This is a genomic window from uncultured Fretibacterium sp. (assembly GCF_938030725.1).
Taxonomy (GTDB): Bacteria; Synergistota; Synergistia; order Synergistales; family Aminobacteriaceae; genus Fretibacterium.
Map to the genome: position 1 here is coordinate 1 of NZ_CALHIQ010000114.1, position 12,415 is coordinate 12,415.

Below are 12,415 nucleotides of genomic sequence, written 5' to 3' on the forward strand. Positions count from 1 at the left end.
AGGTCTACGACCGGGCCTCGGAGTCCATGAAGCTGCACGCCCTGCTTGAGGAACGTTACCGCAACCTGACGCAGCGACGGGACGAGCTGCAGAAGGAGGAGCGCACCCTGTCGCGCCTCGTTTCTAAGAGCGAGAGCATGGGGACGCGCCTGCGGATGGTGATGAACCTGGTGGCGTTGCCGGAGGCGATGCCTGCGGCCCAGGCGGCGGAGATCGTCAACGACAGCGCGCTGGTCACGGCCTTTCAGATCGCCGAGCGCGAGGCCCGATCCTTCGCCCAGGAGCTGCACGACGGGCCCACCCAGTCCTTTTCGGCCCTTGGCCTGACCCTTGAGATGGCTCAGGAGCTCATGTCCCGGGGGGAGTACTCCGAGGCGGCAGGAGAGCTGAAGCTGGCGTTGAGCCAGTTGCGGGGCGGGCTCAGCGAGGTCCGATCCCTTTTGTTCGGCCTCAGCCCGACGGGGATCGACATGGGGTTCGAGGTGCCACTGAAGCGCCTGGCGGACCAGGTGAAGCGAAGCTGGGGCACGGAGCTGACGTGGAAGCTGACGGGCAAGCTGGAGGAGGTCCCCCTGCTCCAGCGGGGCAACGTCTTCAAGACCATTCACCAGGCCGTCGTCAACGCCGCGAAGAGCGGCGCCCCTCACGTGAAGGTCACGATCGGCAACTCCCGGCGTATCGTCCGGGTCCTGATCATCGACGACGGCAAGGGCTTCGACGTGGAGAAGGAGAAGTCGGCGGCGCGGGAGCGGGGCTCCTACGGCCTGCAGAACATGGAGGAGCGGGTTACGGTCCAGGGCGGGGAGTTTGCGGTGAGCAGCGTCATCGGAAAGGGGACGACGATCTCCTTCAAGGTGCCCCTGAGGACCGGGAAGGGGGAGTGAGGCGGAGGGGTTGCCTTCTCCCCTGACGACACCTCCCCAGCAGCGCCGGCTCAGCCCTCCCCGCAAGGTTTCGAATCGATCCGTAATGGCCTTGCCTCCGCCCTTCCGCGTAATTCCGCCCCACCAGTTTGACATTTCGCGCCGGTCGGGGTACTATGAACGCCGCGTTGGCCTCATGAACGCTTGGCTGCGGGGTCATGCAAAACTTGATGCGGAGGTGGTGTCCTCCTTTGCAGGAGGGAGGTGAAAGGATGGGATGTGAGACGACCAAGCTGGTCTACTCCGACGAGATGCCCCTGTGGCTTACGTCGGACGGCTCTCTGGTCCCCGCCGTGCGCGGCGAGGACGGGGCGCTGAAGGGTATTGCGCTTTACCTGAAGGATCGCAGCGGCGCGATGCGCCGGCTCTATGCCTAGGGAGCGCGGCCCCAGGCTTCACAGCGGCGAGGGCCGCTTCTTTTTCTAACGTGGAACGACAGGGCGCGGTCGCCCTTTAACCCGGTTTTTCCTGCTGAATAAAGATGAAGTCTGAGGAACGGGCCGAAGCTCACCGTGAGTTTCGGCCCGTTTTACGATTGAGAACATTTTGAGAAAAATCCTTGTAATTATCCCAAAAATTGGTATTATTTAAAAATGACTGCAGAGATGATGGACCATCTGATCGACGTCTTTGTGGAGTCGGTGCAGAACAGATCGCAATCGGAGCACACTCTGGTCAACTACGCCTCGGACCTCAAGCAGTTTGCGGAGTACCTTGAGGGGTGCGGCGTGTCGGAGGCCCGGTTGGTGGAGGCGCCGATATTGAGGGCGTACCTGCGGGCGCTCTTCGGCTGGGGGTATGCCAAGGCGACGGTGGCGCGAAAGCTCTCGTCCCTCCGAAGCTTCTTCGCCTTCCTGAAGGAGCGCGGTGTCCTGGAGCGAGACCCGGCCCGAAACCTGCGGGGCCCCGGCGCGCCCCGGCGCATTCCCCGCGCCCTCAGCGAGGAGGCGGTGGAGCGCCTCTTTGCTGAGGCGGGGGCGTCGGAGGAGGCGCTGCGGGACACGGCGATCCTGGAGGTCCTCTACGGCTGTGGGCTTCGCGTTTCGGAGTTGACCAGCCTGCGTTGGGAGGACGTGGACCTGGACGAGCGCTGGCTCATCATCCTGGGCAAGGGCAGCAAGGAGCGGCGCGTGCCGTTTGGCCGCTGCGCCCAGCGCGCGCTGACGGCTCTGCGCGGGACGGAGGCCCTCGGCCCCTTCGTCTTCGTGGGGCACGAGGGAGCGGGCAGCCCCGGCAAGGAGGGGCGAAGGAGGCGGACCGGTCTGAAGCCCATCACGGTCCGCACGGTGCACCGCGTCGTGAAGGCCCTCGCGGCCCGGGCGGGGCTTGAGGGGGTAACGCCTCACGTCCTGCGCCACAGTTGTGCGACGCACCTTCTGGAGCGTGGGGCGTCCCTGAAGTTCGTCCAGGAGTTTTTGGGACACGAGAGCCTTGCCACGACTCAGATCTACCTAACGGTCAGCGCCTCATGGATGAAGGAGAGCTACGCGGCGGCCCACCCCAGAGCCCACGTCGGCACGGACGGGGAATGAGCCCGTACTGCCGGTGGCCTGTGTCGAAATGATGGATTGGCATTTTTCTGAAAGGATGATCACGCTGTTTACGGGAACGACGATTGTCTGCGTTCGGGATGGAGCGCGGGTCGCCATGGCGGGGGACGGCCAGGTGACGCTTGGGAGTCAGATCATCAAGTCCGGGGCGCGCAAGGTGCGTCCACTGCTGGGAGGAAAGATATTGACGGGGTTCGCCGGCAGCACGGCGGACGCCATGACGCTTTTGGAACGCTTTGAGAACTGCCTGGAGCAGGAGAAGGGCGACCTGATGAAGGGGGCCGTGAAGCTGGTGCGCGAGTGGCGCATGGACAAGGCGCTGCGCCGGCTCGAGGCCATGATGCTGGCGGCGGACAGGAGCATGACGCTGCTCCTGAGCGGGGCGGGGGACATCCTGGAGCCGGAGGGGGACGTGGCCTCCATTGGGTCCGGGTCCGGCTACGCGTTGGCGGCAGGCCGGGCGCTGCGGGAGGCCACGGACTGGAGTCCGGATCGCATTGCGCGTCGCGCCATCGAGCTGGCTGCCGAGATCTGCATCTACACGGACAGCGTCGTGACCCTGGAGGTGCTTGGAGAATGAGCGGGCTGAATTCTGCGCTGACGCCCTCACGGATCATCGAGTACCTGAACCGCTACATCGTGGGACAGGACAAGGCCAAGCGGGCCGTGGCCATCGCGCTGAGGAACCGCCTGCGCCGGCGGGCGCTGCCCCCGGAGATGGCGCACGAGATCATGCCGAAGAACATCCTGATGGTGGGGCCGACGGGGGTGGGTAAGACGGAGATCGCCCGCCGCCTGGCGACGCTCTCGGACGCGCCCTTCATCAAGGTGGAGGCGACGAAGTTTACCGAGGTGGGCTACGTGGGCCGCGACGTGGAAACGATCATTCGCGATCTGACGGAGTTCGGCGTCGCCATGGTGCGCCGGCGGATGCTCGAAACGATGCAGGCCCCCGCCCTGGAGCGGGCGGAGCAGAGGCTGCTGGACGCGATGCTCCCCAAAAAGGAGCGTAAGTTCTCCATGCCGGACCTCATGAAGGCCTTTGGAGCCTCCAATGAGGAGGCTGCGGAGGAGGAGCGAGAGGAGCAGGGACAGGTCGAGGAGAACGCCAGGACGCGCACTCGACTGCTGGAGATGCTCAGGGCGGGCAGGCTGGACGACCGGGAGGTGGACGTCGAGGTGACGGACGCCGTGACGACGACCCCCATCATGGGGGCTTCGGGCATGGACAGCATGGGCGTCAACATCAGCGAGATGCTGAGCGGGATCCTGCCGAAGCGCTCCAGGAAGCGCCACATGAAGGTGAAGGAGGCGCTGCGCATCTTCCAGTCCGAGGAGGCGGAGAAGCTCATCGACAAGGAAACGCTGGCGCGGGAGGCGCTGGAGATCGTTCAGGAGGACGGCATCGTGTTCCTGGACGAGCTGGACAAGGTGGTAGTCCGGGGCGGCAGCACGGGCCCGGACGTGAGCCGCGAGGGCGTGCAGCGCGACCTCCTGCCCATCGTGGAGGGCAGCGTCGTCCAGACGCGCTATGGCCCCGTCAAGACGGACCACATCCTCTTCATCGCGGCGGGCGCTTTCAGCGGGGTGAAGCCGTCGGACCTCATCCCGGAGCTGCAGGGGCGGTTCCCCATCCGCGTGGAGCTGGAGCCCCTGAGCTGGGAGAACCTGCAGCAGATCCTGACGGAGCCGGAGAACAGCCTCATCCGCCAGTACACGGCCCTCATCTCGACGGAAGGCACGGAGCTGGTCTTCACGGAGGAGGCGACGGCGGAGATCGCCAAGCTCTCCAGCAAGATGAACGCCGAGATGGAGGACATCGGGGCCAGGCGGCTGCACACGATGATGGAGCAGTTGCTGGAGGAGATCAGCTTCAGCGTCTGCGACCGGAGCGTCGAACGAATCGAGATCACCGCGGACCTCGTGCGCGAGCGCCTCGCCTCCCTCGTGGAGGACCGTGACATACGACGTTATCTTCTGTGACCTGCCGGTCTGGCAGCGAATTTGGGTTAGCGCCCTCTCTATTGTGTTGAATTGTCGTGAAATTATTGTTATACTGTAGCAACAGGACAGCAGACGGGCGAATCACAGCGTGCGGCATCGCGTGTCGCGTTGGCCCCGTTTCTAAATCTTGACGCAGTGGATGGCCGTGCGGTTCCTCCGCCGGTCATCCCCAGGAGGAATTCTATTGATGGCAAAGAGAACTGAGAAGCGACGTGGAACGAAGGAAGCGAAAGCTGAGGGGACGCTGGATATCCTGAGCGCTTCCGTCACGGATAGCGGGTGGGAAGCGGGGCCCTGCTCGGAAGCGGTGACGAAGGCGATGGAGGACATCCTTGAGAAGACGCGGCAGGTGGGCCGGGCGCTGCAGAACCGCCGGGAGGGGGACCTTCTGGACTACGACAGGTTGTCCCGGCTCCTCTCCGAATTTTCCACGGCAAACGTCTACATCGTGGACAAGGGCGGCAAGCTGCTGGGGCACAACTGGCTTCCGGACTACGAGTCCAAGGCCCTGTCGGACAGCATGAGGGACGGCGTCATGCCGGAGGAGTTCGTGGTCCGGATGAACCGGTGCAGGGACTCCGAGGTCCACGACGAGGACGCCTTCCTCTTCGACGACGACTACGAGGGCGAGCGGCCGGAGAAGCACCTGATGTACGTACCCATCATCGGCGCTGCGGCGGAGCGGCTGGGGACGGTGCTGCTGGTCCGCTTCCACGCCCCGTTCCTGCTTCGGGACCTCCTGCTGGCGGAGTACCTGGGCACGCTGGTGGGCATCGAAATCCTGAACGAGCGCAACCGGACGATCGAGGAGCGCTCCCGCGACCGCATTGCCGTGCAGATGGCGATGCGAGCCCTCTCCTACTCCGAAGTGGCCTCCATGAAGCACATCCTGGCGGAGATCGACGGGCTCGAAGGGGTCGCCATCGCGAGCAAGGTGGCGGACCGCGTGGGGGTGACGCGCAGCGTCATCGTCAATGCGCTTCGCAAGCTGGAGAGCGCGGGGCTCATCGAGAGCCGCAGCCTGGGGATGAAGGGCACCTACATCAAGGTGCTGAGCCCGCTCTTCGTGGAGGAGCTGGGCGTGGCCACCACCCCCCGCGTGTTGTACTGAAGGGGCCGCGGAACGCTTCGTGGTGTATAATAGCGAAGAAAGGGGTGAGGGCCGTGCTGGGAGATTACACCTGGAGCGTCGTGGAGAAGGAGACGGAGTGCCTTGCCGAGCGCTTCAAGGCGGTGTCGAGAAACGTGGCGAACGCCAACACGCCGGGCTACGCCCGCCGGAACGTTTCCTTTGAGGACCAGATGCGCGAGGTCATGGAGAAGGGCAGAAAGCTGCACATGACGGTGACGGATGCGGGACACATCCCCTCTCATCCCCTGCGCATGGCGGACGTCAGGGCCTCCGAGATCAAGGTTTCGGACGAGATCTACCGCCTGGACGGGAACAACGTGGACCCGGAGCGCGAGATGGCCGTGCTGTCGGAAACCCGCATGATGTACGGGGCGATGATGCGCGTCGCCGCGGGCAAGACGGCGCTTTTGAAGTCCGTCATCGCGGGCCGTTAGAGGGAGGCGTTCCTGTCATGAAAATCTTTGACAGCATGGAGGTCGCGGGCAGTGCCCTGACGGCCCATCGCCTGTGGATGGACACGATCTCCTCCAACCTGGCGAACATCAACACGACCCGAACGCTGAGCGGCGGGCCCTACAAGCGGCGCGTGCCCGTCTTCGCGGAGATGCTCGACAAGACCATCGGCGGCTACCGCGACATCGGCGGCGTGCGCGTCACGGCCATCACCGAGGACCAGACGGCCCCGCGGATGACCTATCAGCCGGACCATCCGGATGCGGACAAGGACGGCTACGTGGCCTATCCCAACGTCAACCTGGTGCGGGAGATGACGGACATGCTGGTGGCCAGCCGTGCCTACGAGGCGAACCTCTCCGTCGTCACCACGGCGCGCGAGATGTGGAACGGTGCCCTGGAGGTCATGAGGGCCTAGACCCTGCCCGAACCCTGCAAAACCGGTGAGCCCCGACGGAAGTCGGGGCTCACGTGATCTCCAGACCCTAATCCAGTCCCTTGACGACGTCGGTAAAGTCCGACCAGTCCTCGACCTTAAAAGCCCGGATGTCGCGCACGGAATTTTTGAACCACTCAATCCTTGAAAGCGCGTTGATCGCCTTATACACGGCGGTAAGGTTATCCTCGTCCTTCATGGAGAGATAGACGCTCCCCTGCGTCCACTCAAAGCCCGCTTTCTTGAGTTCTTCGTTGATCTCCTGATAGGCCCCGTTGTAGGGCTCCCCATAATTCTTCTTGAGTTCCGCAATCTTCAGGTCAAACGCAATCGCGTACACGCTCGCCCCTCCTTCGGAGTTTCAATGTTGCAGCAGCCTCTCCAAGGTCATTGTATCACGAACGATCGTGGACTCGATGGCCGAACCTCATCCCGACCGCTCGGCGCTACCGTTCGTAGTGCTTGATCAGCGCCTGGGTCCCCATGTCCCCGAACCCGTCGCGGGCCAGCTCTCCGTAGTCCTCCGTCACCTGAGCCAGGACCTCCAGGTGCAGGTGGCTCTGCGCCGCCTCTTCCGAGGCCAGCGTCAGGTCCTTCAGGAAGTGCTTGAGAAAGAAACTCGGCTGAAAATCGTTATCCGTGATTTTGGGCCAGTAGGCGTCCAACTGTTTGCTGGCCGCCGCGCCGGTGGACAGGGACTTCATCAACACTTCGAGGTCCAGCTCCTTGGCCCGTGCGTAGGCGATGGCCTCGCACACGCCGGAGAGCGTCCCCGCGATCATGATCTGGTTTGTCAGCTTCGCGTGCTGGCCGCAGCCCGCCTTGCCCTGGTAGTTGACGTTGGCGCCCATGGCGCGGAACAGGGGCATGCAGGCCTCGTAGTCCGCCCTGTCGCCTCCCGCCAGGATGGAGAGCGTCCCGTCCCGCGCGCCCGTTTCGCCGCCGGTCACGGGGGCGTCCATCACCCGGAAGCCGCGCTTCGTGCCCTCGGCGTAGAGCCGTTCGGCCAGCGTCGGGCTGCTGGTGGTCATGTCGATGAGGCAGGCGCCCCGCTCCGCGCTGTCCAGGACGTTCCCGGCCCCGAAGTAGACCTCCTCAACGTCCTTTGGGAAGCCCACCATCGTGATGACCTCGCTGCAGCCCTTGACGCACTCCGCGATGGTGCTGCTGAAGGCCGCGCCCTCCGCGATCACGTCGGCGACCTTCGCCCTGTCCCGCGCGAAGATGCGGAGCTCAAAGCCCGCCTTCATCAGGTTGCGCACCATGGACTTCCCCATGATGCCCACGCCGATAAAACCCACTTTCCTCAATGTGATACCCCCTTTGGAATGCGATCCGCGAGGCCGCCCGCGCGACGGCCTCAGCCCCTGCCGTGATCGGACCTTCTGAATCATAGCACAAACGGCCGCTGCGCTCCAAAACGCCCAAACTCCGCGGGCATTTTGCCGGAGGACGGGATAAAATACATTAGAGCCATCGGCCGCCTGAGCGGCCGGAACTTTGGAGCGGAGGGATTGCCTGTGAGGGAAAGACGTCCTGTGCTGAGGAGCTTGGAGGAGGCCGGCACCCTGTGGCGAAGCGGCGGAGCGGTGCTGGACCGCGCGGGAGGGGCGGCACGCGCCTGGATGTGTCCCGCGGGGCGGACCCTCGCGGTGCTTCCGGACCTGCGGCAGGCCTCGGAGCTGGCCGCGGACAGCCGTGCCCTGTTCCCGGACCGGCCGGCCATGCTGCTGTCCGAGCTCCCCCTCACCTCCGAGTCCGTCAAGAGCCGTCCCCTGCTGCTGGAGCGAGGCGAAACGATCCGCCGCTGGACGGGGGAGGGCGGCGTGTTGGCCGCCACGCCCGGCGCGCTGATGGCCCCCTGCCTTCTGGGGGAGTCGGAGCTCTCCGTCCGGCGGGGAGAGGACTACGCCAGGGATCGCCTCGCCGCCTGGCTGGAGCGCAACGGATACCAGCGGGCGGACCTCGTGTGGTCGCCGGGACAGTACGTCCTTCGCGGCTTCATCATGGACGTCTTCGACCCCGCCCACGCCCTGCCCCTTCGCTTTGAGTTCTTCGACGAGGACCTCGACCGCATCACGGCGTTTCACCCCTCCACGCAGAAGAGCGCCACGGAGCTGGATGAGGTGAGCCTCCACGGCATGGCGACGGCGACGGAGGGCGTCCCCGCGGAGATGCTGCCCGGTGACGTCCGCGTCCTTCTCTTCGACCCCCAGAGGCTGGAGGCCCAGGCGACCTCCTTTCACTGGCTCTGGCAGGAGCTGTCGGCGGGGACGGAGGAGAAGGCCGTAAAGGACTGGGGGGAGATCATCAAGGTGCTGGCCCGGCTGCCGCACCTGAGGATCACGGACTCCACGGAGGCCGCGGACGCCGAGCTGGACGTCAGCCCCCTGCCTCCCTTCAAGGGGGACCTGAACGTGGTCCTGCGCCTGTGCCGGGACCTCGAATCCCAGGGCTGCCGCGTCGCGGCCCTCACGACGAACCCCCGCTTCCTGGACCGGGAAAAAGGGCCCTTCAGCGTCCTGGGGGAGGGGCTTGAGCTTCGGGAGGCCGTCCTGACGTCGGGCTTCGAGGACCGGTCGTCCGGTCGGGCGTTCATCTCCGACCGGGAGCTCTCCGGCGTTTCCGCCTCCGGCTCGACCTCGGAGTGGCGCGCCCCCGTGGAGTGGCGGGACCGCCTCTCCGAAGGACAGCTCGTCGTTCACGAGGACTACGGCGTCGGCGCCTTTCGCGGCATCCGGGAGGTGGTCACGGCCGGCGTGGCCTCGGACGCGCTGATCGTCGAGTTCGCGGACGATCAGCGCCTGCTCGTCCCCGTCCTGCAGGCCCACAAGCTGACGCCTCTCGCCGAGCACGAGAACGAGGAAACGCAGCTGGACTCGCTGCGCGGCACCCGCTGGCGGAAGAGCGTGGAGAAGGACAAGGAGCGCGCCAAGGAGGAGGCGAAGGCGCTCCTCGAGATATACGCGCGCCGCGAGCTGGAGAGGCGGGAGCCCTTTGCTGCGCCGGAGGAGCTCTACAACGACTTCGTCCGTGCCTTCCTCTTCAACGAAACGGCGGATCAGCTCCGAGCGACGGCGGAGATCATGGCGGACCTGTCGAGCCGCTTCCCCATGGACCGCCTGCTGGTTGGGGACGTGGGCTTCGGCAAGACGGAGGTGGCCCTGCGCGCCGCCTTCCGCGTCGTGGCGTCGGGCCGTCAGGTCTGCGTCCTGGCGCCGACCACGATCCTGGCGCAGCAGCACTTTGCCACCTTCCAGTCCCGGCTTGCGGGCTTCCCCGTCAGCGTGGGGCTGCTCTCGCGCTTCGTGTCGCGGAAGGAGGCCGCCGCGACGCTGGCCCGTGCGGAGGAGGGGGCGGTGGACGTCATCATCGGCACGCACAAGCTGCTGCAGAAGGGCGTGCGCTTCAAGGACCTGGGGCTTTTGGTCATCGACGAGGAGCACCGCTTCGGCGTCATGCACAAGGAGGGGCTGAAGCGCGCCTACGGCGCCGTGGACATCCTGAGCCTCTCCGCCACGCCCATCCCCCGTACCCTGGCCATGGCCCTGAGGGGGCTGCGCAGCATCTCGGTCCTCTCGACCCCGCCGGAGGACCGTCTGCCCGTGACGACCTTCGCCGGCCCCTGGCAGGCGCCCCTGGTGCGCAAGGCCGTGGCCTACGAGCTGAACCGCGGCGGACAGGTCTACTTCGTGGTGAATCGAATCTCGCGGATGGAGGAGCAGGCCCGCACGCTAAAGGCCTTCTTCCCTGAGGCGAACGTCCAGATCGCTCACGGCCAGATGGCGGGGCGCGATCTGGAGCGCACGATGATGGACTTTTACGCCGGCAAGATCGACGTCCTGGTGGCGACGACCATCATCGAGAGCGGGCTGGACGTGGGGCGGGCCAACACCATCATCGTGGACGACTCCCAGGAGCTGGGGCTGGCTCAGATGTACCAGCTGCGCGGGCGCGTGGGCCGGCGGGGCGAGAACGCCTTCGCCTACTTCTTCTACCCGGACCGGGAGGTCCTGCCGCGGGAAACGGCGGACCGGCTGGAGGCCATCTCCACCATGACGGACCTGGGGTCGGGCTACGCCATCGCCCGGCGCGACCTGGACATCCGGGGCGGCGGGGAGATCGGCGGGACCAGCCAGCATGGAAGCGCCAGAAGCGGCAGCTTTCACGTGTTCTACAGGATGCTGGAGCAGGAGCTTCGTCGCCTGCGCGGCGAGGAAACGAGGATGACGGACCTCAGCTTCGACCACGGCGGCTCCGTCCCCACGTTCTACATCCCGCAGGAGGACGTGCGCGTGACGATCTATCGCCGGCTGCTCCAGACGGTGGGGCTGGACGAGCTGGCCGCCCTGATGGAGGAGGTCCGTGACCGCTTCGGCACGCCGCCCAAGGAGGTGCGCCTCCTGGCGGCGATGACGGCCCTGCGCAACTTTGGAGGCCGCTTTGGCCTGGAGAAGGTGTCGGTCCGTCAGGACGGCACGACCGTTTCGGGCGACATAGGGCTCCTGGCCCCTTCCCTTGGGTCGGAGCGGGGCTGGACGGTGATGCGCGCCCGGGCGGCCGGCCCAGGAGGCCTCGTCGGGGCGGAGGCCCTCGTCGGCGCCATGCGGCGCGCCGGGGAGGGGATGACAGGGAACCCGGCCGCTCATGGCTCCGGCGAAAGCGGTCGGTTGGGCACAGAATCAGGCGCTGCCGGCCGCGTGGAGCGCTGAGGGAACCGCGCGTTCGTCCTTCGTTTCGGGAGCGACGGCGCAGGATGATTGCACGTTCATAACAGGGAGGGTGAGGGGTATGACGTATTACGTCGGCGTCGACGTCGGCGGCACGAGCGTCAAGATCGGCGTCGTGAGCTCATCGGGCTCCATCGTCAGCGAGATGGCGATCGTGACGGGGGCGGAGCGGCCCCAGGAGGTCGTGCTTCAGGACATCCTTGAGGGCGTGAGGCAGGTGGTCGCGGCCAGCGGCTTGGGGTGGGAGAAGGTGCGCGCCGTGGGCGTCGGGTGTCCGGGGATGGTGCGCTCCGAGGAGGGCACGGTGCTCTACAACAACAACCTGGGCTGGCGCGATTTCCTGCTGGGCCCAATGCTGACCGAAGCCCTGGGCCTGCCCGCGCGGGTGGAGAACGACGCCAACGCCGCAGCGTTGGGCGAGGTCGTGGCGGGCTGTGCCATGGGGGCGTCGAGTGCCATGATCATCACGCTGGGGACGGGCATCGGGTCGGGCTTCGTCATCGACGGGAGGATATGGGCGGGGTACAACTCCGCTGCGTGTGAGTTTGGGCACATGGTCATCGTCCACGGGGGACGCCCCTGCACCTGCGGCCGCCGGGGGTGCTTTGAGGCTTACGCCTCGGCCACGGGACTCATCGCGATGACGAACGAGGCCATCGCGGCCGACCCGAAGGGTCCGATGGCGGAGATGGCGCGCCGCGAGGGGCGCGTTGGAGGGCACACCTCCTTCGTCGCCGCCGAGGCCGGGGATCCGGGCGCCATTCGAGTGGTGGACGAGTACACGGACTACCTGGCCTGTGGGGTGGCAAACCTCGTCAACGGCCTTCAGCCGGAGGTCGTCGGCATTGGCGGAGGCGTTGGCAAGCAGGGCGAGCGGCTGCTGGTCCCCCTGCGGCGGAAGGTTGCGGCGGAGCTCTACGGCCGCGATTACGAGGACGACCGGGCGACGCGCCTGGTCTCCTGCACGCTGGGCTACAAGGCGGGGCTGGTGGGCGCGGCGATGGCGGCGAAGGTGGCCTATAGGGAGTGAGCTCTGGCCACCGAAGGGGAAGGGACGGAAAGGCCGGAAAAAAGCTCGCAAAAAGTTATTGACAAGTTCGGGGAATACGGGTAGAATACACGCTGTTGTGGCAACGGGGCTGTAGCGCAGCTGGGAGCGCGCTTCCCTCGCACGGAAGAGGTCGGGA

The 12,415-nt window shown here is 66.0% G+C and carries 12 protein-coding genes; 10 read left to right on the top strand and 2 right to left on the bottom strand.

Features of this window, described 5'->3' with window-relative positions:
* The 8 genes from Q0629_RS06680 to flgC form a co-directional block, all read left to right on the top strand.
* The coding region (locus tag Q0629_RS06680; RefSeq protein WP_298780504.1) for a histidine kinase at window positions 1-884 on the top strand (884 nt) is incomplete at its 5' end.
* A gap of 251 nt (window positions 885-1,135) precedes the next feature.
* Window positions 1,136-1,300: a hypothetical protein gene (locus tag Q0629_RS06685; protein ID WP_298780507.1), complete on the top strand. Its 165-nt coding sequence runs from the start codon at window positions 1,136-1,138 to the stop codon at window positions 1,298-1,300.
* Between the two features lie 216 nt (window positions 1,301-1,516).
* Window positions 1,517-2,455 carry a tyrosine-type recombinase/integrase gene (locus tag Q0629_RS06690; protein ID WP_298780510.1) on the top strand — a complete coding sequence of 313 codons (939 nt, stop codon included), beginning with the start codon at window positions 1,517-1,519 and terminating at the stop codon, window positions 2,453-2,455.
* Window positions 2,456-2,510: 55 nt separating this feature from the next.
* Window positions 2,511-3,053, top strand: a complete 543-nt coding sequence (gene hslV, locus Q0629_RS06695) for an ATP-dependent protease subunit HslV (RefSeq protein ID WP_298780513.1) — start codon at window positions 2,511-2,513, stop codon at window positions 3,051-3,053.
* Window positions 3,050-4,456, top strand: a complete 1,407-nt coding sequence (gene hslU, locus Q0629_RS06700; protein ID WP_298780515.1) for an ATP-dependent protease ATPase subunit HslU — start codon at window positions 3,050-3,052, stop codon at window positions 4,454-4,456. The genes hslV and hslU overlap by 4 nt, the downstream gene beginning before the upstream one ends.
* Before the next feature lie 208 nt (window positions 4,457-4,664).
* Complete coding sequence (gene codY, locus Q0629_RS06705) at window positions 4,665-5,588, top strand: GTP-sensing pleiotropic transcriptional regulator CodY (RefSeq protein ID WP_298780517.1); 924 nt, start codon at window positions 4,665-4,667, stop codon at window positions 5,586-5,588.
* Between the two features lie 53 nt (window positions 5,589-5,641).
* Window positions 5,642-6,043, top strand: a complete 402-nt coding sequence (gene flgB, locus Q0629_RS06710) for a flagellar basal body rod protein FlgB (protein ID WP_298780519.1) — start codon at window positions 5,642-5,644, stop codon at window positions 6,041-6,043.
* A 17-nt stretch (window positions 6,044-6,060) separates the two neighbouring features.
* The gene (flgC, locus tag Q0629_RS06715; RefSeq protein ID WP_298780521.1) at window positions 6,061-6,480 is read left to right on the top strand and encodes a flagellar basal body rod protein FlgC; all 420 of its coding nucleotides are present in this window, start codon (window positions 6,061-6,063) and stop codon (window positions 6,478-6,480) included.
* Between the two features lie 67 nt (window positions 6,481-6,547).
* On the opposite strand, the gene Q0629_RS06720 is transcribed toward flgC, so the two are convergent.
* Window positions 6,548-6,838: a virulence protein gene (locus Q0629_RS06720; protein WP_298780523.1), complete on the bottom strand. Its 291-nt coding sequence runs from the start codon at window positions 6,836-6,838 to the stop codon at window positions 6,548-6,550.
* Between the two features lie 106 nt (window positions 6,839-6,944).
* Window positions 6,945-7,799 carry an NAD(P)-dependent oxidoreductase gene (locus Q0629_RS06725; RefSeq protein ID WP_298780531.1) on the bottom strand — a complete coding sequence of 285 codons (855 nt, stop codon included), beginning with the start codon at window positions 7,797-7,799 and terminating at the stop codon, window positions 6,945-6,947.
* Between the two features lie 237 nt (window positions 7,800-8,036).
* On the opposite strand from Q0629_RS06725, the gene Q0629_RS06730 reads away from it, so the two are divergent.
* Together Q0629_RS06730 and Q0629_RS06735 are read left to right on the top strand one after the other, a co-directional pair.
* Window positions 8,037-11,210 carry a DEAD/DEAH box helicase gene (locus Q0629_RS06730; RefSeq protein ID WP_298780525.1) on the top strand — a complete coding sequence of 1,058 codons (3,174 nt, stop codon included), beginning with the start codon at window positions 8,037-8,039 and terminating at the stop codon, window positions 11,208-11,210.
* Window positions 11,211-11,289: 79 nt separating this feature from the next.
* Window positions 11,290-12,258 carry an ROK family protein gene (locus Q0629_RS06735; RefSeq protein ID WP_298780528.1) on the top strand — a complete coding sequence of 323 codons (969 nt, stop codon included), beginning with the start codon at window positions 11,290-11,292 and terminating at the stop codon, window positions 12,256-12,258.
* Window positions 12,259-12,415 lie beyond the last annotated feature (157 nt).

What these genes read in the sequence shown, in the direction of transcription:
- hslU (WP_298780515.1), top strand. Translation starts at nt 3,050, where the DNA reads ATGAGCGGGCTGAATTCTGCGCTGACGCCCTCACGGATCATCGAGTAC.
- Q0629_RS06690 (WP_298780510.1), top strand. Translation starts at nt 1,517, where the DNA reads ATGACTGCAGAGATGATGGACCATCTGATCGACGTCTTTGTGGAGTCG.
- codY (WP_298780517.1), top strand. Translation starts at nt 4,665, where the DNA reads ATGGCAAAGAGAACTGAGAAGCGACGTGGAACGAAGGAAGCGAAAGCT.
- flgC (WP_298780521.1), top strand. Translation starts at nt 6,061, where the DNA reads ATGAAAATCTTTGACAGCATGGAGGTCGCGGGCAGTGCCCTGACGGCC.
- Q0629_RS06685 (WP_298780507.1), top strand. Translation starts at nt 1,136, where the DNA reads ATGGGATGTGAGACGACCAAGCTGGTCTACTCCGACGAGATGCCCCTG.
- hslV (WP_298780513.1), top strand. Translation starts at nt 2,511, where the DNA reads ATGATCACGCTGTTTACGGGAACGACGATTGTCTGCGTTCGGGATGGA.
- Q0629_RS06735 (WP_298780528.1), top strand. Translation starts at nt 11,290, where the DNA reads ATGACGTATTACGTCGGCGTCGACGTCGGCGGCACGAGCGTCAAGATC.